This is a genomic window from Pseudomonas sp. Ma2-10 (assembly GCF_054330215.1).
The window spans coordinates 310,746-329,911 of the sequence record NZ_JBTEYL010000003.1; the positions used below are offsets into that span (position 1 = coordinate 310,746).

The following is a 19,166-nucleotide window of genomic DNA, read 5'->3' on the forward strand; positions in this document are numbered from 1 at the left end:
GCCATTCTGTCCGCCTCTCGACAGTTGATGAGCGATGGTGGTTATGCGGCTGTACCTCTGTGAAAAACCTTCCCAGGCCAAAGACATTGCGGCCGTCCTCGGCGCCAGGCGTCGGGGCGACGGCTGCTGGCTGGGAACGGACGTCACAGTGACCTGGTGCATCGGCCATCTGCTGGAAACCGCGCCACCGGACGCCTATGACGCACGTTACAAGCGCTGGGTGCTGGCGGATCTGCCGATCATTCCAGACAAGTGGAAGATGACCGTCAAACCGCGTACGGCCAGCCAGTACAAGGCCGTCAAACGGCTGCTCGGCGAGGCCAGCGAACTGGTGATCGCCACCGATGCCGACCGTGAGGGCGAGATGATCGCCCGGGAACTGGTGGAGCATTGCCGTTATCGCGGGCCGATCCAGCGGCTATGGCTGTCGGCGCTGGATGATGCATCGATCCGCAAGGCATTGGCAGCCCTGAAGCCGGGGGCCGAGACCTTTAATCTTTATCATTCGGCACTCGGGCGTTCGCGGGCCGACTGGCTGATCGGTATGAACATGAGTCGGTTGTTCACACTGCTGGGGCGTCAGTCCGGTTATCAGGGCGTATTGCCGGTCGGTCGGGTGCAAACGCCGACCCTGCGCCTGGTGGTGGATCGCGACCGCAGCATCGCCGATTTCGTGCCGATCGCCTATTGGGCGATCGATGTGCAACTGCTGCACGACGGCACCGCGTTCACCGCCCAGTGGCGCGCCGCCTCCGAAGTTTGCGACGATCAGGATCGCTGCCTGAGTCAGGCGTTGGCGCAGAAAGCAGCGGCGGCAATCGGCAATGCGGCGAGTGCCAGGGTGATCAAACTGCGCACCGAGCGGATGCGCGAAGTAGCCCCCCTGCCCTTCGATCTGGGCACCTTGCAGGAAGTCTGCTCGAAGAAACTCGGGCTCGGCGCCCAGGAAACGCTCGACATCGCCCAAGCCCTGTACGAAACCTACAAAGTCATCACCTATCCACGCAGCGACTGCGGCTATCTGCCCGTGAGTCAGCACAGCGAAGCATCAGGCATTCTTGCTGCACTGAGGCAGGCGGACCCGGCGCTGAACGCCTTGAACGATTTCCTGGAGCCTCAGCGCCGTTCACGAGCCTGGAACGACGCCAAGGTCAGCGCTCACCACGGCATCATCCCCACCGCCGCGGCGAAAAACCTCGAGCGACTGGCGGGCAAGCAGCGGGCGGTCTATACCCTGATCCGCGCGCGCTATCTGGCGCAGTTTCTGCCCAACCATGAATACGACCGGACCCAGGCCGACTTCGACTGCGCCAGTGAAGCCTTGCGTGCCGTCGGCAAGCAGATCGTCGAGCCCGGCTGGAAACGCGCGCTGCCCGAGGCCCTCGCCCCATCCAAGGGCCGCGAAGCACCGGCGCCGCAAACGCTGCCTGCATTGGCCGAAGGACGTGATTGCGCGGTGGCTGACGTGAAGCTCAAGGACCTCTGGACGCAACCGCCCAAACCGTTCACCGAAGGCGATCTGATCAAGGCGATGAAGAACGTCGCCAAACTGGTGGAAGATCCGCTGCTCAAGCAGAAACTCAAGGACACCACCGGCATCGGCACTGAAGCGACCCGCGCCTCGATCATCCAGGGCCTGCTCGACCGTGGTTATATGATCAAGAACGGCAAGGCCCTGGCTGCCACCCCGGCCGCGTTCAGCCTGATCGATGCCGTGCCGCGTGCCATCGCCGACCCTGGGACCACGGCAATCTGGGAGCAGGCGCTGGACATGGTGCAGAGCGGCGAGATGAGCCTGGAAGAATTCGTCACCAAACAGGCCGCGTGGATGAGCAAACAGGTCGCCCGTTGCGCCGGCCTGAGCCTGATCATCAGCGGACCTGCAAGCCCCGCCGGGCGCGGTGCTACGCCATGGAAAAACAAACGCAAGCCCGCCAAACGCAAGCCCTCGACGGGCACCAAACGCGCGGCAAAACCGTCGAGCAGCGTTTAAGGGCACTTCGAGCAAGCCAAAAGGGTCTAGTGTTCTTCAAGCCCAGCGACAGCCCCATTTTCTGATAAGGCCTCAACCATGATTATTGTGCATCACCTGAACAACTCCCGTTCCCAGCGGATTCTCTGGATGCTGGAAGAACTGGCCATCCCTTACGAGCTGAAATGCTATCAGCGCGACCCGAAGACCAACCTGGCACCGCCGGAATTGAAAGCGATCAACGCCCTGGGTAAATCACCGGTCATCGAAGACGGCGCGCAGAAGCTGATCGAGTCCTCGGCGATCATCGACTACCTGATTCGCCGCCATGGCGACGGTCGCCTGCAACCCGATCCGTCCACCCCCGCCTATGACGAATACGTGCAGTGGCTGCATTTCGCCGAAGGCTCGGCGATGTTGCCGTTGATGTTGAACCTGTATGTAGGGCGTCTCGGTGAGGCCGGCACACCTTTGCATCCGCGGATCAATTCGGAGGTGGCCAACTACCTGAGCTACCTCGACACGGCTCTGAGCCCGTCCGATTATCTGCTGGGCGATGAGTTCAGCGGCGCCGACATCCAAATGAGTTTTATCGGCGAGATCGCCCGAGCCCAAGGCAAACTCGATGACTATCCTCATATTGCGGCCTGGATTGAACGCTTTCAGGCTCGTCCGGCCTATCAAGCCGCACTGAAAAAAGGCGGACAATACGATTTCGCCCCCCACTGAGTGATCATGCCCGGGCCAGGGATGGCCTGCACCTCAGGAGCCATCAACATGCCTTTGATCGAACTGCACGCCGCCCAGCGCGACGAACTGGAAACGATTGAAAACCTGATGCAGTTCTATATGTATGACTTCAGCGAGTGGCTGCCGCTGAAGCTCGGTGAGCAGGGTTTCTTCAACGCTCAGCCCAAACCGGGTTACTGGCGAAAACCCGCAACCAGGCCGTTTCTGATCAAGGTCGACGGAGAATTGGCCGGTTTCGTGACAGTGGATGATGAAACCTATATTCATGATGCCGAGTACAACATCGGTTACTTCTTTGTCAGTCGACGCTTTCGTGGCCAAGGCGTCGCGACGTTTGTCGTTTCCACCCTCTTAAGCCGGTTCCTCGGTCAATGGCAAATTTTCCACCTCGACGTGAATCAGCCCGCGCAGCGGTTCTGGGCCAGGGTCCTGGCTGATATCACCCATGGAAACTTCACTCTGCATCAGCTGCCGGTAGACGGTTATCCCTGCACCGTTTACCGATTCCAGACATCGTTGCCGTCGTCCTGACTGGCGCTTTCCCTTTCCGTTTTTTAATTCCAAACGACTTTGTCCGACAATATGTAGTGCTCAAAAATAATCACTACAAAATCGTTGACGCCTCCGATTTGCCCTTGCATGATGCAGACGTCTCCCCGATCGGGAGTACAGGCAACACGTTTGAGCAAGCTCGTCTGACCGCCGAGCTGTTTTCCCGGATACACGCTGCCCACAAGGCAGATTGAAGACGCTGACCTGGCCTGAACGTCCAGTACAAGGACGAGAAGCGCTGGCGATCAATCCTCATGAAGCTTGTGGCCGACCCTGAAAATGTCGGCAGTGGCCAGAAGGTTTTCGCCGCTTCTCCTCGTTGTGACGCTATTGCGTAGCAGTTATTCAACACGACTACATGCAGCAGACGCGGGACCCCGTCAATTTGGCGGCTGACCGCTGACGTCCTGGTTTCGGTGCCAGGGATCAACTAACCGATGGGCTACCTGTATTAGCGAATCAACTTTGAAAGATCACCAAATGGTCAAGGGGCTTACTATGAATCTGAACAATCAACCCACTATCGATGACTTGGCTCATCTGTTCGCTGCGCAAAAAGACAGCCATGACAGCCATATTCTGTGGATCAGCAAGTCGGGCCAGGTGCATATCGACTGCCTGTCGCCTCACGCCCATGAAGCGGAGTTCGACAAGAACAACCAGAATCTGCTCGCCCGACTGAAGATGTACCGTCGCGGCCAAGGCTATGTCGGCAAGAAAGCCGCGGCTGACAAGGACTTCATCGGTAATGTTCTGCACACACTGAAACAGGCATGGGCCTCAATGCAGAACCAGAACGAAGTTCGGGTGATTGACCGGTTCTCCTGATAGCTCCCAGGGGGTTTATTTCACCCTGTCCAGTCCTGAAATAGGTTTACACCTGTTTCACCCCAACGCCCGATGCACCGCATCGGGCGTTTTGTATTTTAAAGACAGGTGCAGTCGTTCCTGCTTGTAGATCAGGATCGCCGATTCGAAGCCAAGGGTTCGGGCAAGGCGCTCAATGGGGTGTGCCCATTAATAGAAGATTGATGCCGTCGACTCACCTGCAGCCGCACCCAATACCAGTTCCATAAAAGCCACCGACGCTGCGCTGTGATAGTTGTTTTTGCGTCGCAGCACCGCGGCCCCTCGTTTGGGCGCAGGCCCCAACAACGGGATTTTGCGCAACGCCCGGTCCTCGGTGGCGATGGGGTCGGGAAGGATGGTGGCGATGGCCGTGTGACGAATGACTTCCAGCAAGGTACTCACCGAGTTGACCTCGATCACCACCTTCGGCGTGATCTGCTCCTGGGCAAAGTACTCATCAATACGAGTGCGGGTCACGAAGTCGGGGGCCAGCAGCGCAAACTCCAGTTGCGCGACCTCTTGCGCGGACAACGCGACCTGGCTTTCGTATAACGGGTGATCGCGCCCCACCATGACGCCCAACGTCTCGGTAAACGCCGGGATCGACTCGATGTCGGCATTTCTGACCTGAGTAAACGCGATGGCGATGTCCAGTGAGTCATCCACCAGCCCGGCCTCGATGTCATCCATCGACAGCTCGAAAATCTGTAGATGGATATTCGGATACCGCACCACATAATCGCGCACCAGCGACCCCACCAGGTACGCCATGAACGTTGGGGTCATGGCCAACCGCAAGGTGCCGCGGGACAAGTCTTTTACGTCATGCAGCGCACGTTTGCCTGCCTCCAGTTCCACCAGCACCCGACGAGCACATTCGATGTAGGCCTCTCCCGCATCGGTCGGTTTCACCGTGCGCGAGGTTCGGTCGAACAGGCTCACGCCCAGGGTTTCTTCCAGTTGCCGGATCTGTTGGGACAGGGTCGGCTGCGAAACATGAAGCGCCTCGGCGGCGCGGGTGAAACCGCCGTGATCGGCGACCGCCAGCAAATAGCGTAAATGTCGGAGCAACATGGGAATTACCCTCTATAGGCTGTGCTTATGCCTTGCATTGTATATCGGTCTTGGACGCTATGGATCGATCAGCACAAGATTGCTCCACACCCAAGCAACATCACTCCCGACAGGTGAAACACCATGCAACAGTCCCACGCTTACAACGACCCAAGCCTGGCCCTGACCACGTCGATCCTCGATGCCAAAGCGAGCAAAAACTTGTCCTGGCAGGACCTCGCCGACGGCACCGGCCTCGGTCTGGCTTACATCACTGCCGCCCTGCTCGGCCAGCACCCGCTGCCAGAAAGTGCCGCCAAAGTGATTGGCGAAAAACTTGACCTGGACGCCGACACCGTAGCCCGCCTGCAGATCATCCCGTTGCGCGGCAGCCTCTCGGGCGTCCCGACCGACCCGACCATCTACCGCTTCTACGAAATGATCCAGATTTACGGCACCACCTTGAAAGCCCTGGTTCATGAGCAATTCGGCGACGGCATCATCAGTGCGATCAACTTCAAGCTCGACATCAAGAAAGTCGAAGACCCGGAAGGCGGCTCCCGCGCAGTGATCACCCTCGATGGCAAATTCCTACCACTGCGTCCTTTCTAAGTGGATACCGGCCCGCACTGATGTGCGGGTCAAACCCGACTCACACATGAGAACATCACCATGAAAGCGCTCATCGACGGTTTTTTGAAGTTCCAGAACGAAGCCTTTCCGCAACGAACCGATCTGTTCAAGCACCTGGCCACTACCCAGCATCCGGGCACACTGTTCATCACCTGTTCCGACAGCCGTGTCGTGCCGGAACTACTGACCCAACAGGAACCCGGTGAACTGTTTGTGATCCGCAATGCCGGCAACATCGTGCCCTCCTACAGCCCTCACCCCGGCGGTGTGTCGGCGACGGTCGAGTATGCGGTCGCAGTGCTCGGTGTCACCGATATCGTGATCTGCGGGCACTCGGACTGCGGCGCCATGACTGCCGTCGCCAAGTGCAAATGCATGGACCACCTGCCCGCCGTCAGCGGCTGGTTGCAACACGCAGAGTCAGCGAAAGTCATCAACGAATCCCGCCCTCACGCCAATGATGCGGCGAAGGTGAGCTCAATGGTTCGGGAAAATGTCATCGCGCAACTGGCCAATATCCAGACGCATCCGAGCGTGCGCCTGGCCCAGGAGAAAGGCCGGCTGAATTTACATGGTTGGGTTTACGACATCGAGACCGGGTCGGTCGACGCCCTGGATGCCAACAGCCACCGTTTTGTGGCGCTCGCCGAGCATCCGGACACCTGCGCCCTTCAAGCCCGATCGTTAGAAGCAGCAGCCTGAAGCGTGTATCCATTGGCCGCGAGACGATCGACGCTGCGCCCCCGGTTCACGGGAGCGCGGCACTGACACGATCGACCGGGTTATTTATCGTCCATCTTTGCTGAAGATTGTGGCCGAATTTCAACGCTCTCTTCGGCGTTGGGGGGTTCTGGAATACTGCCGGGGGTGAACACGTGAGTCAGCAAGTCACTGGCATCGATGTCGACGACGCCCGGAACCGAACGGGTCAGAGCAACTGCCTGCTCACACTGTTTATGGGTGTTGACACGACCGCTCAATGCCACCGTGCCACTGTGGGTTTTGACATGGATTTGCAGGCCCAGGCTGGGTTCAGCCATCGCCAGGGCTGACTTCACCCTCGCGGTAATCCACGTGTCGTGAACGCCCCTTTCCAGATCATGAGAGTACTGTTGAAAGGAATGAAGTTTCATGGTGTAACCCTCTCTACGTCATCAGAGGCACTGCCCGTCCATTGGCTGTGCAACCTTGACTCTCAGGCGAGCGTTATGGACATCTGATTCGTTTTGGAGCGCTCGCCACGCCCATACGGACGCACATTAAGTATAGTGCGTCCGTTGACTGGGGTCGTGGTGCTGGATCAGCGTTTGACCGACAGATCCGTCTGGGTCATGCGACTGCGGATCGTGAACACCCCATCTCCCGAGAGAATCGCGCTGCGAGCAAACAGGCGACCACTCTCCCAGTTCGAAAGCCCCAGTTCCGGCTTGTTCAGCGCGTACTGTCCGTCGACCCACCGGGTAATCCCGTTACCGACAAAGGGGGCGTTGACCGCGCTGTAGAAGCGCTCCTGAGCCGCGGCATCTTCACTGATCAATGACACGGTGAACTGCGGGCTATAGCGATTGAACAGCGCGATGGCACTGTCCAGGTCATCGACAATCTTCAGGCTGACTTCCGGGGTTTCTTCCCATTCCCACTCGCGGCTCAACTGAGCCTCGGGCAACGGTTCGGCCAACGCTTCGGTTTGATAACCTTCGGCGCGGTACACCTCAACGCTGGCGGTCTGCCAATCGGTCGGCAAGTACGGCTCGCTGCCTTCGACGATGTGCAATTTGCAGCCCTGCCCGCGCGCGGTGCCGGCCTGTTGCAACGCGTCGAGGAACAGCGGCAGCAATTGCGCGACACGGTCACGGTGGATCAGGCAGACGTTCATCGTGTTGCAGACTTTGCGATCCAGCGAGTTGCGCACTACAGCGGCAAAGCGCTTGGCATCGGCGTCCTTGTCGGCGATCAACCAGGCACCACCGGTGCCGTGCAGACTGACAGCGGTGCCGGCCTGTTGGGCGATACTGCCCAATTGACTGACGGCGCGACCCGAACCACGAGCCACCGCCAGCGACAGACGCCGATCGGCGAACATCGCCCAACCGGCGGCGTGATTGACGCTTTCCACCAGCGACACCGCGCCCGCCGGCAGCCCGGCGTCATTCAGTGCAGGATTCAGCGCATGGGTGACGATGGCTTGCGCCGTGCCCAACGCATCGCTGCCAATGCGCAACACCGCCGTGTTACCCGTGCGCAACACACCGGCGGCGTCAGCGAAGACGTTCGGTCGCCCTTCGAAGACGAACGCGACGATGCCCAGCGGCGAGACCACTTGCTCGACTTTCCAGCCGTCATGCTCGATGCAACTGACCACTTTGCCGCGCGTGGCCGACGCATCGCGCCAGGCCCTGAGGCCGGCGATCATGTCGAGACGCATGCGTTCATCCGCCAGAAGCCGCGTGGTGGAACGCCCACGGGCCTTGGCCCGCTCGATGTCGGCCAGGTTGGCGGCTTCGATCAAAGCCCAGCAGGCAGGGTCTTCCAGGCGCTGGGCGAAGCGATCAAAGAACTCGCTGATGGCTTGATCGGAGACCGCGGACATTGCGCTGAACGCCGCCTCGGCACGCTCGATTGCAATGGCCGCTGCTTGCTGGTCGGCCACCGGAATCAGCAGCAATTCACCGCTGACCTGCTCCACCAGCAAATGGTCCCCGGGCTGAAAGCGCGCGGCCAATTCGGGGCTGACCACAGAGACACGATTCCCGGCGAAAGGGATAGGCGTGCCAGCGACTAGACGTTCGAGCGCAAGAGACATGAAGCGGTTTCACCATGCAGTGGGCGGCCGGAAAATGTATAGGAAAATCCCTGGAGCGTCATTAACCGCACGCCCGACCGATGATCGAGAACCCGGCGCCCCTCACCTGGCCCTCCTTCGCTAAAAGGGGTACATCAGCGTTTCCTGCTGTCCAAGGAGGCTGTCATGAGCGATGAATTCACACGGCCATGCCCGCGAGGGCGTTGCAGGCGGTGTTCAACTCCGGCGACCAGACACACACCGTGAATTGCCCTGGCACCACCGCGACAATCCCCCCGCCCACTCCGCTCTTGCCGGACAAGCCGACGCGATAGGCAAAGTTGCCGGCTTCATCGTAAAGGCCGCGGGTGGCCATGATCGAGTTGACTTGCTGGGTCTGACGGGCGGTGAGGATCTATTCGCCGCTGTGCTTGCAGACGCCGTCATTGGCCAGAAGACAGAACGCCCGCGCCAAGTCCACGCAGCTCACGCGCAGCGCGCAATGGCTGAAATAACTGCGCAGTACCACTTCGACGTCGTTGTGAAAACTGCCGGCGCGGCAACGCGTGACGGGTTGGATGCCCCACCGATGTTTGCCGTGGACGGTGTCGGCCAATGGTGGGAACGTATGCAGGTGCTGCCAAGCTTCAAGGCCACACAGCCCCAATAAACTTCATCCAACTCACTTGCGAAAACAGGAGCCACCATGAGCGTGACCACCCAATGGATCGAAATCAACAGCGCCGACGGTAAATTTGGCGCTTACCTGGCCATTCCGCACACCCGCAAAGGCCCGGGGATCGTGCTGATCCAGGAAATCTTTGGCGTGAATGAACACATCCGCTCGGTCGCCGAACAATACGCTGCCGACGGTTACCTGGTGATTGCACCGGACCTGTTTTGGCGCAGCGGCGAGCGCATAGAACTGGGCTACGACGAGGCTGGCTGGAAACGCGCCGTCGAATTGATGAACGCCACTGACGTCGGCAAGGCACAGACCGACATCGCGTTGGCCATCGACGCATTGAAAGCCCAGCCGGGTCTGGACGGCGGGATCGCTTCGATTGGTTACTGCTTCGGTGGTTTGCTCTCGTACCTCACCGCCGCCAATGGGCTGGTGGACGTGGCCATCGCCTATTACGGCGGCGGAATCCAGAATCAACTGGAGCGGGCCGATGAAATTGAAGTGCCGCTGCTGATGCACTTCGGCGAACAGGACAGCCACATCCCACTGGAAGCCGTGGAAAAAATCGCCGAACGTTTCGAGAACAACGATAACGTCGAAATTGTCGTGTACCCGGAGGCCGAACATGGCTTCAACTGCTCGCATCGCGACAGCTACAACCAACGCGCAGCGGCTGAGGCCCATGGCAATACGTTGATCTTTTTGGGCCAGGAACTGTAAGGCCAGACGAGCAAAAGGGGACTTCCAACGTCCCCTTTTTGTGTCCCGGATGCGCAGCACATTGACGGACAACGGACGGGGTATGCCGATCTTCCTCTCGGCACTGGCATGGGGCTGGCACAACCTGCGCATCAACCGGACCGAGATCGAAGCCGCATACCAGTGGGGACGGGCTCGACGCTTGATTCGCCGGGGCACAGGCCGCTTGCACGGATGGGCGCAATGAGGGAAATGAACTATTCGTTACGAGTTACTGGCGTTCGCGTGAACCTTTTTACCTGCTTATGCAGCAGAAATCGGGAGGGCGTCTAATCTTGAAATGCCATAGGCCGGTCCATTACCTATTTGCGTAATGATGCAAGGGGCCGTTGGCATGCAGGCGGCTTTGGAGCCAACACCGGACCGGTGCTGGCTAATTAGATTTCAACGTGGAGGGAACCATGAGCAATCTCATCGCTAGCGGCGAGTCACCTGAAGCCGTTCGCCTCATGGTCAAGGTGTACGCCTACTTGCTGCTCGCGGGATTTGCGTTTGTTCCGGCCTATCTGATTGGCTACTTATACGTCTTTCAAGACCCCACCCTTATAGTTAAAAATCACCTGTTCCATATACTTGCGATCACGGCAGCCACCTTGGCGGGCTTGTTTGTTACTTACGTAACGTGGCGCTGCTATCAATCATCGGGAGATCCGCTGCTGCGATGGATGACGCTAGGTTTTCTCGGTTTTGTACTGATCTACGCGTTGCATGGTGCGTTCACCGGGCTTGCCCACCACAATATCTGGCTCTTCCTGCTTTATGGACCGGCCTCTCGACTGGTCATGTCGATTCTGCTGTTAGTCGGAATGCTGTCGTACCACCGCCCACCTGACGCCCCGGACCAACGAATGAAGGCCCGCCCCTGGTTGTCCTGGATAGGGCTGTTCCTGCTGGTTGACGTGGCAGTGGCGTACGTCGCGAACTCACCGATCGCCGGCGATCTCGCGGTGCGTCTCTCGATGGAAGCTGGAGCCCTCATTCTTTCTACATTGACCGTCGCAATACTCTTGCTGCGCCGTATCCGTTCGCCACTGATGATGATTTTTGTCATCTCGGTCACCGCGTTCGCGCTGTCGTCGCTTGCCTTCATCCTTGCACGTCCGTGGAACCACATGTGGTGGCTCGCTCATGCGATCTTCGCCGGTGGATTCTTCATGTTGAGCTATGGGGTCGTGCAAGCATTCCTCTCCACGCGGTCGTTCTCGAAGATCTACAGCCAAGAGGAGCTGATGGTGCGTCTTGCCGAAGCGATGGCGTATACCGAGAGCGCCCTGCAGGAACTCCAGCGCACCAATCAAGAACTCGGGCACCTTGCGGCGACCGATCCACTAACGGGCGCTGATAATCGGCGTCGGTTCATGGAGCGGGTCGAAGTCGAAATGGACCGGACCCAGCGCGGCGGTGAGCCGTTCTCCGTGTTGGCGCTCGATCTGGATAATTTCAAGTCCATCAACGATCGCTTCGGGCATCAGGTTGGCGATGACATCCTGAAGAGCTTCGTGGAGAAATGCCTCGATTCGATCCGGCCGTATGACGGCGTAGCCCGAGTGGGCGGGGAAGAATTCATGATACTGCTACCTCAGACTTCACTTGAAGGCGCGCACGTAATCGCCGAACGCCTGCGAAGCACCGTAGCAAATAATTCTTTTCATGGCCTGCAGCGGTCAACCGTGGTCACCGTGAGCATTGGCGTATCACAATCCGGCCGTGACGGCGACACCATCGAGGCCATTCTGCGCACAGCCGATCAACGCCTGTATCACGCTAAACACGAAGGCCGTAACCGGGTGGTCACGACCATCAAAACCAGCCTCCAATCTCTGCCTTGACCATCATCTGCGCACCTGTTTTTGATCGAACCCCCTACTTCGCCGATCCACGGCGCGGCTTATAAAAAAGAAACATCGAAGTCTCGGTGGTCTTGATGTATTGCCTGGCCCAAGCGGGTTTCACATTCCTGTCGTGGAAATACATCGCGCCGCGGGTTCGGTCGTTCAGTTGCTTGTTGAGCGCCTTGCGCGCGATTTCCTTGGCAATCGCGTACTGGGTTTCTTCCTGAGCCTGATCGGAGCGTCCATCACACCACCACGAAAACTGACAATTTTTGGTTTCAGAACCCTGCTTGACCACGGCACATACCGTGTCCGGAAAGCCCTCATGGCCCAAGCGATTCATGACGACGCTGGCGACGGCTTCCATGTCGGCGGACGATTTGCCTTTGGATTCCCAATAAATGGAGCGGGCCAGACAGGTGATTGCATCGTCCATGGGCGACTGTCCGGCCGGATCGATCGCTTGAGCCTCGGAGGTGGTGATGGTTTCAGACTTGGGCACCGGTACATCGCTGCCCTTCTGCGCGGCTTTCTGCTCAAGGACCTCGGCCTTGTCCTCGGCCACTTGCTTTTTTTGCGCCAGCTCAGACGCGATGGACTGCCCGGCGAGAAGGGTTATTGCCCAGCAGGTGGCTATCCAGATAACTCGCATGATCGACCCTTCGGATGGAACCGGAACCACGCCGCACTGGCGACTGTGCTTGATTGTAGTTGCCAAAATTCATTCCAACAGACGGACAAAAAAACTGCCTTCGGGGGTGAAAAGTCATTGCGCTCGCGGGGGTGAAATCGCGCATCATGGGCGCAGTCAGCTCAAGGGGATTTCCATGCGATTCAAATCATCTGCTAAGCGTCTTGCCACGTTGTCACTGGGGATGTTGTTCGCCGTGAATGCGTTGGCGTCCGACGAAAAACAACTGATTGACTCGATCAACCTCTACCGCAGTCAGGTGCAACGCTGCGCGGGTCAGGTATCGCAGGAACTGCCACCGCTGACCGGCGACCCACGGCTGGCACTGAACGCCAACAGTGTCGGCAACCTGCAGCAGGCAATGGCCACCGCGGGTTATCCGATGAAGAATGTACAGGCGATCAGCCTGTCCGGGCCGCGCGATGCGTCGTCGGCGATGAAAGCCATTCAAGAAAGCTTTTGCCAGATCGTGCTGGACCCGCAATTCGTCGATGTCGGCGTCAGCCACCAGGACCGTGAGTGGCGTATTGTGCTGGCGCGTCCGCTGTTGAGCGCTCGCCTGGGCGACTGGCAGGCGGAAGGTCAGAAGCTGTTGGCTGAACTCAACATCGCACGCAGTCAGCCGCGCCAGTGCGGCACGCAATCCTTTGCCGCCACCACGCCACTGGCCTGGAACGCCACGCTGGCGACGGCGGCCGAGGAACACGCCCGGTCGATGGCGAACAACAATTACTTCGATCACAAGGACCGCGATGGCCGCATGCCGGGTGACCGCGCTGAATTGGCAGGTTATGGCGGCGGGCAAATCGGCGAGACCATCGCTGCCGGACAAGACACCGTGCGCAAGGTGGTCGAGGGCTGGGTATCCAGCGCCGGTCACTGCGCTAACCTGATGAACCCGAAGTACCAGGAGCTGGGCGCGGCGTATGCGGTAGATCCGAAGAGTGATTCGGGGATTTACTGGACAGCGATGTTCGGGGCGCAGTGAGAGGGCGCTCCGCAGCTGAGTGTTGATCATGCATGTTTGGGCGTGAAACTGCGTGCTTGCGCGAGATTGGCCAGCGCGCGGGATAAACACACAGCACCTGGACATCAATTCTTTCGATGATTCAAATCATAAAGCCGAATTTTTTATTTCTGTGTGACCTGTTCAAGATGACGCCATCAAAAATGCTTTGGATGAAAACGTCATGAATCTAAACTTTGCCTTTGCCTGCATGATCGTGGTCTCGTTCGCGGTTGCGTTGGGCCACGCCTGATTAGCAGAAACCAAGGGCCATTTGCGCCCTCCTCCATCCAGAGTCAACTCATGCTGTGTTCCCTTGTATCGAACGGCGCGCTCGTTACGCCTGAAAGGCCGGATACTGCGGTGCCCTGGTGGAGCTTTACCAAAACCGTGCTCGCTGCTGCCGCGCTGTCACTGGTGCGTGACGGGTTGATCAACCTGGACGACACCGTTGCTGAGGGGCCCTTCACGCTGCGCCAGCTGCTGCGACATGAGGCCGGGCTGGCGGATTATGGCGAGCTCGCCGACTACCACAACGCCGTGGCTCGCCATGAGACCCCGTGGCCGGCCGCTGACATGCTGCAACGCCTTGATGCCAGCCGGTTGCGCTACGCCCCCGGGGACGGTTGGCGCTATTCAAACGTCGGCTATCTGTTTGTTGTGCGACTGATTGAACGCCTGACGGGGCGCACGCTTGAAGCAGCGCTCGCGGAGCGTGTGTTCGCCCCCCTCGGCTTAACCCGCGTACGCCTCGCCAAGACACAAGCCGATCTAAAGGGCGTGAACATGGGTAACGCGCCAACCTACGACCCCGGCTGGGTTTATCACGGTTTACTGGTCGGCCCGCTTGAGGAGGCCGCTCTTTGTCTGGACGGTCTGCTGAGCGGACACTTGCTACCAAATGTGCAGCTACAAGCGATGCAAACTGCACGCGTCCTCGGCGGCCCGATTCCCGGTCGCCCGTGGATTTCCCCAGGCTACGCGCTAGGCCTGATGCAGGGTTTGGTCATGGGCGATCTGACGTTGAGCGGACACACCGGCGCCGGTCCGGGCAGCGTAGTGGCGGTCTATCGCTGCGTTGATGGCGAAAACGCGGCGAGTTGCGCGGTCTTTCATGAAGGCGCCGACGAAGGGGTTGCCGAAGCCGACGTGGTCAAGCGTATGTCGGCAGTCCTTGGGAAAAGCCGGTAGAAAAGCCGTAACCCAGCGCGTACAACAAGGCGCCCACCTGGCGTCCTCCGCTTTTATTTCGGGGATCAAACTGGATGTGCTCGATCGGGAGGTGCTCATGGCCTTCGCCGACGAGCATGAAGCTGATGCCGGCACCTAGCGATGCATCAGTTATTTATATTCAGATGCCAGCTTAATAATATTTTACCGATACCCGGGTGATCCCTAGTCTTGCCCCCAAGAAATGGCAGGCCGTTACCGACCTAAATCCAACGTCGAAGGGTATTGAGATGACCTCGGCCCCGATGACTCTGCCCCGATCCGCACCGGCGTGGACGTGCTGAAGGTGGAGCGCAATGTCGCTCGCCCGGGCTGCACCATCGAGACCTCTGAAGGCGTAATCGAGGCCAACCGCGGTGTTGCCGCCACCGGGCCATTCCAGCGCTCTGTCATCCCGCCAATCGCTCCGAAAGATCGGCCATTCCTGCAGATCCACTCCGCCGACTATCGCAACCCGGCGCATCAGCTCGGCGTGTCGAGCGAGCCGGGCGTGTATTTACTCGGCCTGGCGTGGCAGTCCCGTCGCGGTACCTCGTTCATCTGGGGCGTTTGACATGACGCCAAGTACATGGCCGACCACATCGCCATCCAGCGTTCCTACCTCGACTACCACGATGCCGCGCAACGCGAGACTGAAACTGTCCCGGCCGCCCATACCCGTATTCGCATGTTCAACACCAAAGAAACCTACCCCAACCAGAGCCTGGACAACGACCGGTGCCAAGCGGTCCGAGCCGGCAACACCGTTTACGTTCGCGGTCAGGTTGGCACCGATTTCGACGGCAACCTGGTGGGCCTCGGTGATCCACACGCGCAGAAGCCGCCATCGGGGCGGGCGGCGAAGCCGGGGCGGTGCAATCTGACCTGTAATTCATCCGAGGATCATTCATCGCTAGCCGACCCATAGCTGTCGTTAGTTAAGGGCAGTAACCGGCCAGAAATAGACAGTCGTAATACCTACAAATTAGTAGCCGTTCAGTTTTGATCCTTTGCTGGGGCGTGGCGGCGAATCACAACCTTTTCCCTCGCGACTATCTCATTCATACATTTGTACAGGCGCACAGCACGTCGAATGGATTTTGACGATGTTCAGCCCTGCCTGATCTGCATAACCTTCTGAACAGGCTCCGTTGATCACTAACAATAAAAGGAGATGACCAATGCCTATTCAGACCGAGCACGATCCGCGGTTGAAACGCACACTAAAGACTCGACACATCAGTATGTTGGCACTGGGCGGCGTCATAGGCGCGGGGCTTTTCGTAGGCTCCAGCGCTGTTATCGCGTCAACCGGCCCTGGTGCGTTTATTACCTATGCGATCACCGGCCTCATCGTTGCACTGGTGATGCGAATGCTGGGTGAAATGGCGGCTGCGCACCCATCAAAAGGATCGTTCGTCGATTATGCCCGCATGGCCTTCGGGCGCCCGGCGGGTTACATGACCGGCTGGCTCTACTGGTACTTCTGGGTCATCGTGGTTGGCTTCGAAGCAGTCGTCGGTGGCCAGATCATCAATGGCTGGCTACCAGACGTTCCGGTTTGGGTCATCGCGCTTGGCCTGATGATGAGCATGACGCTGCTGAACTTGATGTCGGTTCACTCCTTCGGGGAGGCCGAGTACTGGTTTGCTGGTATCAAGGTGGTGGCCATCATTGCTTTCCTGATCGTGGTGGGCGCCTATGTCTTCAACCTCTGGCCGGGGTCGACCGCAAGTTTCAGTAACCTTACCGAGCATGGAGGCTTCCTGCCTCACGGCGTCTCATCACTGTTTACCGGTGTGGTCGTCGTGATCTTCTCTATGACCGGCGTTGAAGTCGCTACCCTCGCTGCGGCGGAGTCCGAAGACCCTTCTCGCAACATTCGCAAGGCCGTCAATACTGTGATGGTTCGCATCCTGGTGTTTTTTGTCCTGGCGACCTTCTTCATCGTGGTAGCACAACCATGGACTGACATAGTTCCAGGTAAATCTCCCTTTGTTACGACGCTCGAGCACATCGGTATTCCGGGTGCTGGCACCCTGCTGACTGCCGTGATTTTGGTGGCGGTGCTGTCAGTGTTGAATGCGGGTCTGTACATCTCGTCTCGACTGCTCTTCGTGCTGGCCTCCAATGATGAGGCACCACGCTGGCTGGCGTCTGTAAGCAGTAATGGTGTTCCTGTGCGCGGAGTCATCGCCTCGACGCTCGTGGGTTATGGATGCGTGGTGATAGCGGCGCTTTGGCCCGATACGGTGTTTCAGTTCCTCATCAATTCGTCCGGCACCGTGTTCCTTTTTGTCTACCTGATGATCTGCCTGTCGCAAATCAAGTTGCGCCGTAAATGGGTAGCGGAGGGGTCGCTGAAGTTCGCGATGTGGGGCCATCCATGGCTGCCACTGATGGTGGCCGCTTCGATCGTGGCTGTCTTAGTCAGCATGGCCTTCGATCCCACAATGCAGATCAGTCTTCTGCAATGCGTCCTCGCTATTGCCGCCATCGCCGCCTCCTACGTGCTCATGCGGCTATCCCGTGTTCGTAGAAAGAACGCGCTGCCGGCGAGAGTCGTCTAGCAGGCCAGTCATATAAGAGCACCCCCATATCCAGAGTAGTCATTGGGAAGCCAACTACATGTCAGTAAAGATCGAATTAAGTCAGTTACCCAACAAACCACTGTGGTTTGAGCAAGACTCGCCTCGCGAACGATTAGACGGCGCAACACACGCCGATGTAGCCATCGTAGGTGCCGGATACACGGGGCTCTGGACGGCCTACTACCTGCTCAAGAGTGATCCTTCGCTTCGCGTGGTACTTCTCGACAAACATGAGGTAGGTTTTGGCGCCTCCGGACGAAACGGTGGCTGGGCTTCGGCGATATTCCCTATCTCCCTTCCGAGGGTGGCCGAGATGTACTCCCATGACGCAGCTTTGAATCTGCAAGTGGCCATGAACGATACAGTTGACGAGATTGGTCGCGTTCTGGCCGTTGAGGGCGTCGAAGCGGATTACTCGAAGCAGGGGTTCCTCTCGCTAGCCCGTAGCGCTCCGCAAATGGCCCGGGCGCGTGCCGCGGTCGAGGCATCTGCGCGCTTCGGGTTACCGAACCAGTGGCAGGTTTTCGACGGCGCGCAAGCCGGCGCCAAAGTCGGGGCACAAGGCACGCTGGGCGGTCTCTACACTGAGCACTGCGCCCTCATCCATCCAGGCAAACTGGTGCGTGGCTTGGCACGACTAGTCGAGCAGATGGGTGCCAAAATTTATGAGCGCTCTGCAGTCACAGAACTTGTTCCCGGGAGCGTGCGCACAGAACACGGTTCGGTTACGACGAAGTTTACGGTGCGCGCCACCGAGGCATTCACTTCGCAGCAACCAGGACACTCACGCTTTGTCATCCCGCTGTATTCATTGGTGCTTGCCACCGAACCACTGCCTCGAGACCTGCTGGGCAAGCTCAATCTTGACCACCGCATGGCGTTCAATGACATGCGTCATCTGCGTGTCTATGGGCAGGTCACGGCCGAGGGACGACTGGTATTTGGTGGTAGGGGCGCGCCCTATCACTGGGGCTCACGAATATCCGACGCCGCCGACCTGGTGGACAAAATTCATTCCAAGATCCATGAGACGTTGATCGAGTTTTTTCCGGACCTGGCCGACACGCGAATCACCCATCGCTGGGGTGGTGCCCTAGGTGTTTCCCGTGACTGGTGCCCTACGGTGAGTATCGATCGGAAAAACCGGCTGGCCTGGGCTGGCAACTACGTCGGCGACGGTGTCGCCACCAGCAACTTGGCAGGTCGCATTCTGCGCAACCTGATCCTTGAGCAAGACGAGGACATCAACGCCCTGCCCTTGGTCAATCACTGCTCCCCGTCCTGGGAGCGCGAGCCGCTGCGCTGGCTGGGTATCAACAGCGGGCTAGCTGCGGCCTCGCTCAGCGATATCGAAGAGCGCATCACCCATCGTCCATCTCGCACTGCAATGTTGCTGGAAAAGTTAACAGGTGCACATTAATAGGAGCATGCCGTGACTACTTTCACGATTATCAAGTCTGCCGCGATCCAATCGTTGCCATTAAATCCCGCCGGCCAGCGTGCCGGTGCAGACAAGGGCGACCCACAAATAGCGATCCAGCAACTGGCACCAGAAGCCACTGGCAACCTGGGTGTCTGGGAATGCCAACCTGGCGGATGGCCGGTGGTTAACCGTCCCGACACCGAGTTCACGTACATCATCTCCGGCGTTGCGCTGTTGACGGATGACGCGAGCGGTGAAGTGGTAGAGGTCACGGGTGGTGACCTGATCATTCTCCCGCCTGGCTGGACGGGGCGCTGGGACGTGCTTGAAACCGTCAGAAAGGTCTACGCGATCTACTGACCAGCGCCGCTTTCATGGC

19 protein-coding genes and 3 pseudogenes are annotated in these 19,166 nt (G+C 58.7%); 17 read left to right on the plus strand and 5 right to left on the minus strand.

Features of this window, described 5'->3' with window-relative positions:
• Window positions 1-43: 43 nt before the first annotated feature.
• The 4 genes from ACXPVS_RS06510 (at window position 44) to ACXPVS_RS06525 (ending at window position 4,102) form a co-directional block, all read left to right on the plus strand.
• Window positions 44-1,993: a DNA topoisomerase III gene (locus ACXPVS_RS06510; protein ID WP_458509185.1), complete on the plus strand. Its 1,950-nt coding sequence runs from the start codon at window positions 44-46 to the stop codon at window positions 1,991-1,993.
• Window positions 1,994-2,071: 78 nt separating this feature from the next.
• Window positions 2,072-2,701 (plus strand): glutathione S-transferase family protein, encoded by a 630-nt coding sequence (locus ACXPVS_RS06515; RefSeq protein ID WP_458509186.1) that lies wholly within the window; start codon window positions 2,072-2,074, stop codon window positions 2,699-2,701.
• A gap of 48 nt (window positions 2,702-2,749) precedes the next feature.
• Window positions 2,750-3,253 (plus strand): GNAT family N-acetyltransferase, encoded by a 504-nt coding sequence (locus ACXPVS_RS06520; RefSeq protein ID WP_458509187.1) that lies wholly within the window; start codon window positions 2,750-2,752, stop codon window positions 3,251-3,253.
• A 519-nt stretch (window positions 3,254-3,772) separates the two neighbouring features.
• On the plus strand, window positions 3,773-4,102 hold the full coding sequence (locus ACXPVS_RS06525; RefSeq protein WP_458509188.1) for a hypothetical protein: 330 nt from the start codon (window positions 3,773-3,775) through the stop codon (window positions 4,100-4,102).
• A gap of 189 nt (window positions 4,103-4,291) precedes the next feature.
• Here the strand turns inward: ACXPVS_RS06525 and cynR are convergent, their stop codons facing one another.
• The gene (cynR, locus tag ACXPVS_RS06530) at window positions 4,292-5,197 is read right to left on the minus strand and encodes a transcriptional regulator CynR (protein WP_458509189.1); all 906 of its coding nucleotides are present in this window, start codon (window positions 5,195-5,197) and stop codon (window positions 4,292-4,294) included.
• 123 nt (window positions 5,198-5,320) lie between these two features.
• Here cynR and cynS point away from each other — a divergent pair, with 123 nt between their 5' ends.
• Both cynS and ACXPVS_RS06540 read left to right on the plus strand, forming a co-directional pair.
• A complete protein-coding gene (cynS, locus tag ACXPVS_RS06535) occupies window positions 5,321-5,788 on the plus strand; it encodes a cyanase (protein WP_458509190.1) in 468 nt (155 codons plus the stop codon).
• Between the two features lie 60 nt (window positions 5,789-5,848).
• Window positions 5,849-6,511, plus strand: coding sequence for a carbonic anhydrase (locus ACXPVS_RS06540; protein WP_458509191.1), 663 nt, complete (start codon window positions 5,849-5,851; stop codon window positions 6,509-6,511).
• 80 nt (window positions 6,512-6,591) lie between these two features.
• Here ACXPVS_RS06540 and ACXPVS_RS06545 read toward each other — a convergent pair whose 3' ends face one another.
• The 3 genes and pseudogenes from ACXPVS_RS06545 to ACXPVS_RS06555 form a co-directional block, all read right to left on the minus strand.
• Window positions 6,592-6,942, minus strand: coding sequence for a BON domain-containing protein (locus ACXPVS_RS06545; protein ID WP_458509192.1), 351 nt, complete (start codon window positions 6,940-6,942; stop codon window positions 6,592-6,594).
• Between the two features lie 167 nt (window positions 6,943-7,109).
• Window positions 7,110-8,612, minus strand: coding sequence for an aldehyde dehydrogenase family protein (locus ACXPVS_RS06550; RefSeq protein ID WP_458509193.1), 1,503 nt, complete (start codon window positions 8,610-8,612; stop codon window positions 7,110-7,112).
• Window positions 8,613-8,790: 178 nt separating this feature from the next.
• Window positions 8,791-9,144, minus strand: a pseudogene (locus ACXPVS_RS06555) (glutaminase); the annotation flags it as partial.
• On the opposite strand from ACXPVS_RS06555, the gene ACXPVS_RS06560 reads away from it, so the two are divergent.
• From ACXPVS_RS06560 to ACXPVS_RS06575, 4 genes are all read left to right on the plus strand, one after another.
• Entirely contained in the window at window positions 9,094-9,261 is a 168-nt protein-coding gene (locus tag ACXPVS_RS06560) for a hypothetical protein (RefSeq protein ID WP_458509313.1), read from the plus strand. The pseudogene ACXPVS_RS06555 and the gene ACXPVS_RS06560 overlap by 51 nt on opposite strands.
• A 36-nt stretch (window positions 9,262-9,297) precedes the next feature.
• Window positions 9,298-9,996, plus strand: coding sequence for a dienelactone hydrolase family protein (locus ACXPVS_RS06565; RefSeq protein ID WP_458509194.1), 699 nt, complete (start codon window positions 9,298-9,300; stop codon window positions 9,994-9,996).
• A gap of 49 nt (window positions 9,997-10,045) precedes the next feature.
• Window positions 10,046-10,222 carry a hypothetical protein gene (locus ACXPVS_RS06570; RefSeq protein ID WP_458509195.1) on the plus strand — a complete coding sequence of 59 codons (177 nt, stop codon included), beginning with the start codon at window positions 10,046-10,048 and terminating at the stop codon, window positions 10,220-10,222.
• A gap of 214 nt (window positions 10,223-10,436) precedes the next feature.
• Complete coding sequence (locus ACXPVS_RS06575; RefSeq protein ID WP_458509196.1) at window positions 10,437-11,864, plus strand: diguanylate cyclase; 1,428 nt, start codon at window positions 10,437-10,439, stop codon at window positions 11,862-11,864.
• 34 nt (window positions 11,865-11,898) lie between these two features.
• Here the strand turns inward: ACXPVS_RS06575 and ACXPVS_RS06580 are convergent, their stop codons facing one another.
• On the minus strand, window positions 11,899-12,519 hold the full coding sequence (locus ACXPVS_RS06580; protein WP_458509197.1) for a cell wall hydrolase: 621 nt from the start codon (window positions 12,517-12,519) through the stop codon (window positions 11,899-11,901).
• Window positions 12,520-12,694: 175 nt separating this feature from the next.
• Between ACXPVS_RS06580 and ACXPVS_RS06585 the strand changes: the two genes are divergently transcribed.
• The 7 genes and pseudogenes from ACXPVS_RS06585 (at window position 12,695) to ACXPVS_RS06615 (ending at window position 19,147) form a co-directional block, all read left to right on the plus strand.
• Window positions 12,695-13,546, plus strand: coding sequence for a CAP domain-containing protein (locus tag ACXPVS_RS06585; RefSeq protein WP_458509198.1), 852 nt, complete (start codon window positions 12,695-12,697; stop codon window positions 13,544-13,546).
• A 321-nt stretch (window positions 13,547-13,867) separates the two neighbouring features.
• Window positions 13,868-14,755 (plus strand): serine hydrolase domain-containing protein, encoded by an 888-nt coding sequence (locus ACXPVS_RS06590; protein ID WP_458509199.1) that lies wholly within the window; start codon window positions 13,868-13,870, stop codon window positions 14,753-14,755.
• A gap of 289 nt (window positions 14,756-15,044) precedes the next feature.
• A pseudogene (locus ACXPVS_RS06595) lies at window positions 15,045-15,251 on the plus strand (FAD-dependent oxidoreductase); the annotation flags it as partial.
• Between the two features lie 210 nt (window positions 15,252-15,461).
• A pseudogene (locus ACXPVS_RS06600) lies at window positions 15,462-15,611 on the plus strand (RidA family protein); the annotation flags it as partial.
• A gap of 343 nt (window positions 15,612-15,954) precedes the next feature.
• Window positions 15,955-17,343, plus strand: a complete 1,389-nt coding sequence (locus ACXPVS_RS06605) for an amino acid permease (protein WP_458509200.1) — start codon at window positions 15,955-15,957, stop codon at window positions 17,341-17,343.
• A gap of 58 nt (window positions 17,344-17,401) precedes the next feature.
• Window positions 17,402-18,784 carry an NAD(P)/FAD-dependent oxidoreductase gene (locus tag ACXPVS_RS06610; protein ID WP_458509201.1) on the plus strand — a complete coding sequence of 461 codons (1,383 nt, stop codon included), beginning with the start codon at window positions 17,402-17,404 and terminating at the stop codon, window positions 18,782-18,784.
• A 12-nt stretch (window positions 18,785-18,796) separates the two neighbouring features.
• Entirely contained in the window at window positions 18,797-19,147 is a 351-nt protein-coding gene (locus ACXPVS_RS06615) for a cupin domain-containing protein (RefSeq protein WP_324732252.1), read from the plus strand.
• Window positions 19,148-19,166: the final 19 nt, after the last annotated feature.

Excerpts from the sequence above, each read along its gene's own strand:
- ACXPVS_RS06590 (WP_458509199.1), top strand. The coding sequence starts at position 13,868 with ATGCTGTGTTCCCTTGTATCGAACGGCGCGCTCGTTACGCCTGAAAGG.
- ACXPVS_RS06520 (WP_458509187.1), top strand. The coding sequence starts at position 2,750 with ATGCCTTTGATCGAACTGCACGCCGCCCAGCGCGACGAACTGGAAACG.
- cynR (WP_458509189.1), bottom strand. The coding sequence starts at position 5,197 with ATGTTGCTCCGACATTTACGCTATTTGCTGGCGGTCGCCGATCACGGC.
- ACXPVS_RS06610 (WP_458509201.1), top strand. The coding sequence starts at position 17,402 with ATGTCAGTAAAGATCGAATTAAGTCAGTTACCCAACAAACCACTGTGG.
- ACXPVS_RS06525 (WP_458509188.1), top strand. The coding sequence starts at position 3,773 with ATGAATCTGAACAATCAACCCACTATCGATGACTTGGCTCATCTGTTC.
- ACXPVS_RS06515 (WP_458509186.1), top strand. The coding sequence starts at position 2,072 with ATGATTATTGTGCATCACCTGAACAACTCCCGTTCCCAGCGGATTCTC.
- ACXPVS_RS06580 (WP_458509197.1), bottom strand. The coding sequence starts at position 12,519 with ATGCGAGTTATCTGGATAGCCACCTGCTGGGCAATAACCCTTCTCGCC.
- ACXPVS_RS06570 (WP_458509195.1), top strand. The coding sequence starts at position 10,046 with ATGCGCAGCACATTGACGGACAACGGACGGGGTATGCCGATCTTCCTC.
- ACXPVS_RS06545 (WP_458509192.1), bottom strand. The coding sequence starts at position 6,942 with ATGAAACTTCATTCCTTTCAACAGTACTCTCATGATCTGGAAAGGGGC.
- ACXPVS_RS06585 (WP_458509198.1), top strand. The coding sequence starts at position 12,695 with ATGCGATTCAAATCATCTGCTAAGCGTCTTGCCACGTTGTCACTGGGG.
- ACXPVS_RS06605 (WP_458509200.1), top strand. The coding sequence starts at position 15,955 with ATGCCTATTCAGACCGAGCACGATCCGCGGTTGAAACGCACACTAAAG.
- ACXPVS_RS06540 (WP_458509191.1), top strand. The coding sequence starts at position 5,849 with ATGAAAGCGCTCATCGACGGTTTTTTGAAGTTCCAGAACGAAGCCTTT.
- ACXPVS_RS06565 (WP_458509194.1), top strand. The coding sequence starts at position 9,298 with ATGAGCGTGACCACCCAATGGATCGAAATCAACAGCGCCGACGGTAAA.
- cynS (WP_458509190.1), top strand. The coding sequence starts at position 5,321 with ATGCAACAGTCCCACGCTTACAACGACCCAAGCCTGGCCCTGACCACG.
- ACXPVS_RS06510 (WP_458509185.1), top strand. The coding sequence starts at position 44 with ATGCGGCTGTACCTCTGTGAAAAACCTTCCCAGGCCAAAGACATTGCG.
- ACXPVS_RS06560 (WP_458509313.1), top strand. The coding sequence starts at position 9,094 with ATGGCTGAAATAACTGCGCAGTACCACTTCGACGTCGTTGTGAAAACT.
- ACXPVS_RS06550 (WP_458509193.1), bottom strand. The coding sequence starts at position 8,612 with ATGTCTCTTGCGCTCGAACGTCTAGTCGCTGGCACGCCTATCCCTTTC.
- ACXPVS_RS06575 (WP_458509196.1), top strand. The coding sequence starts at position 10,437 with ATGAGCAATCTCATCGCTAGCGGCGAGTCACCTGAAGCCGTTCGCCTC.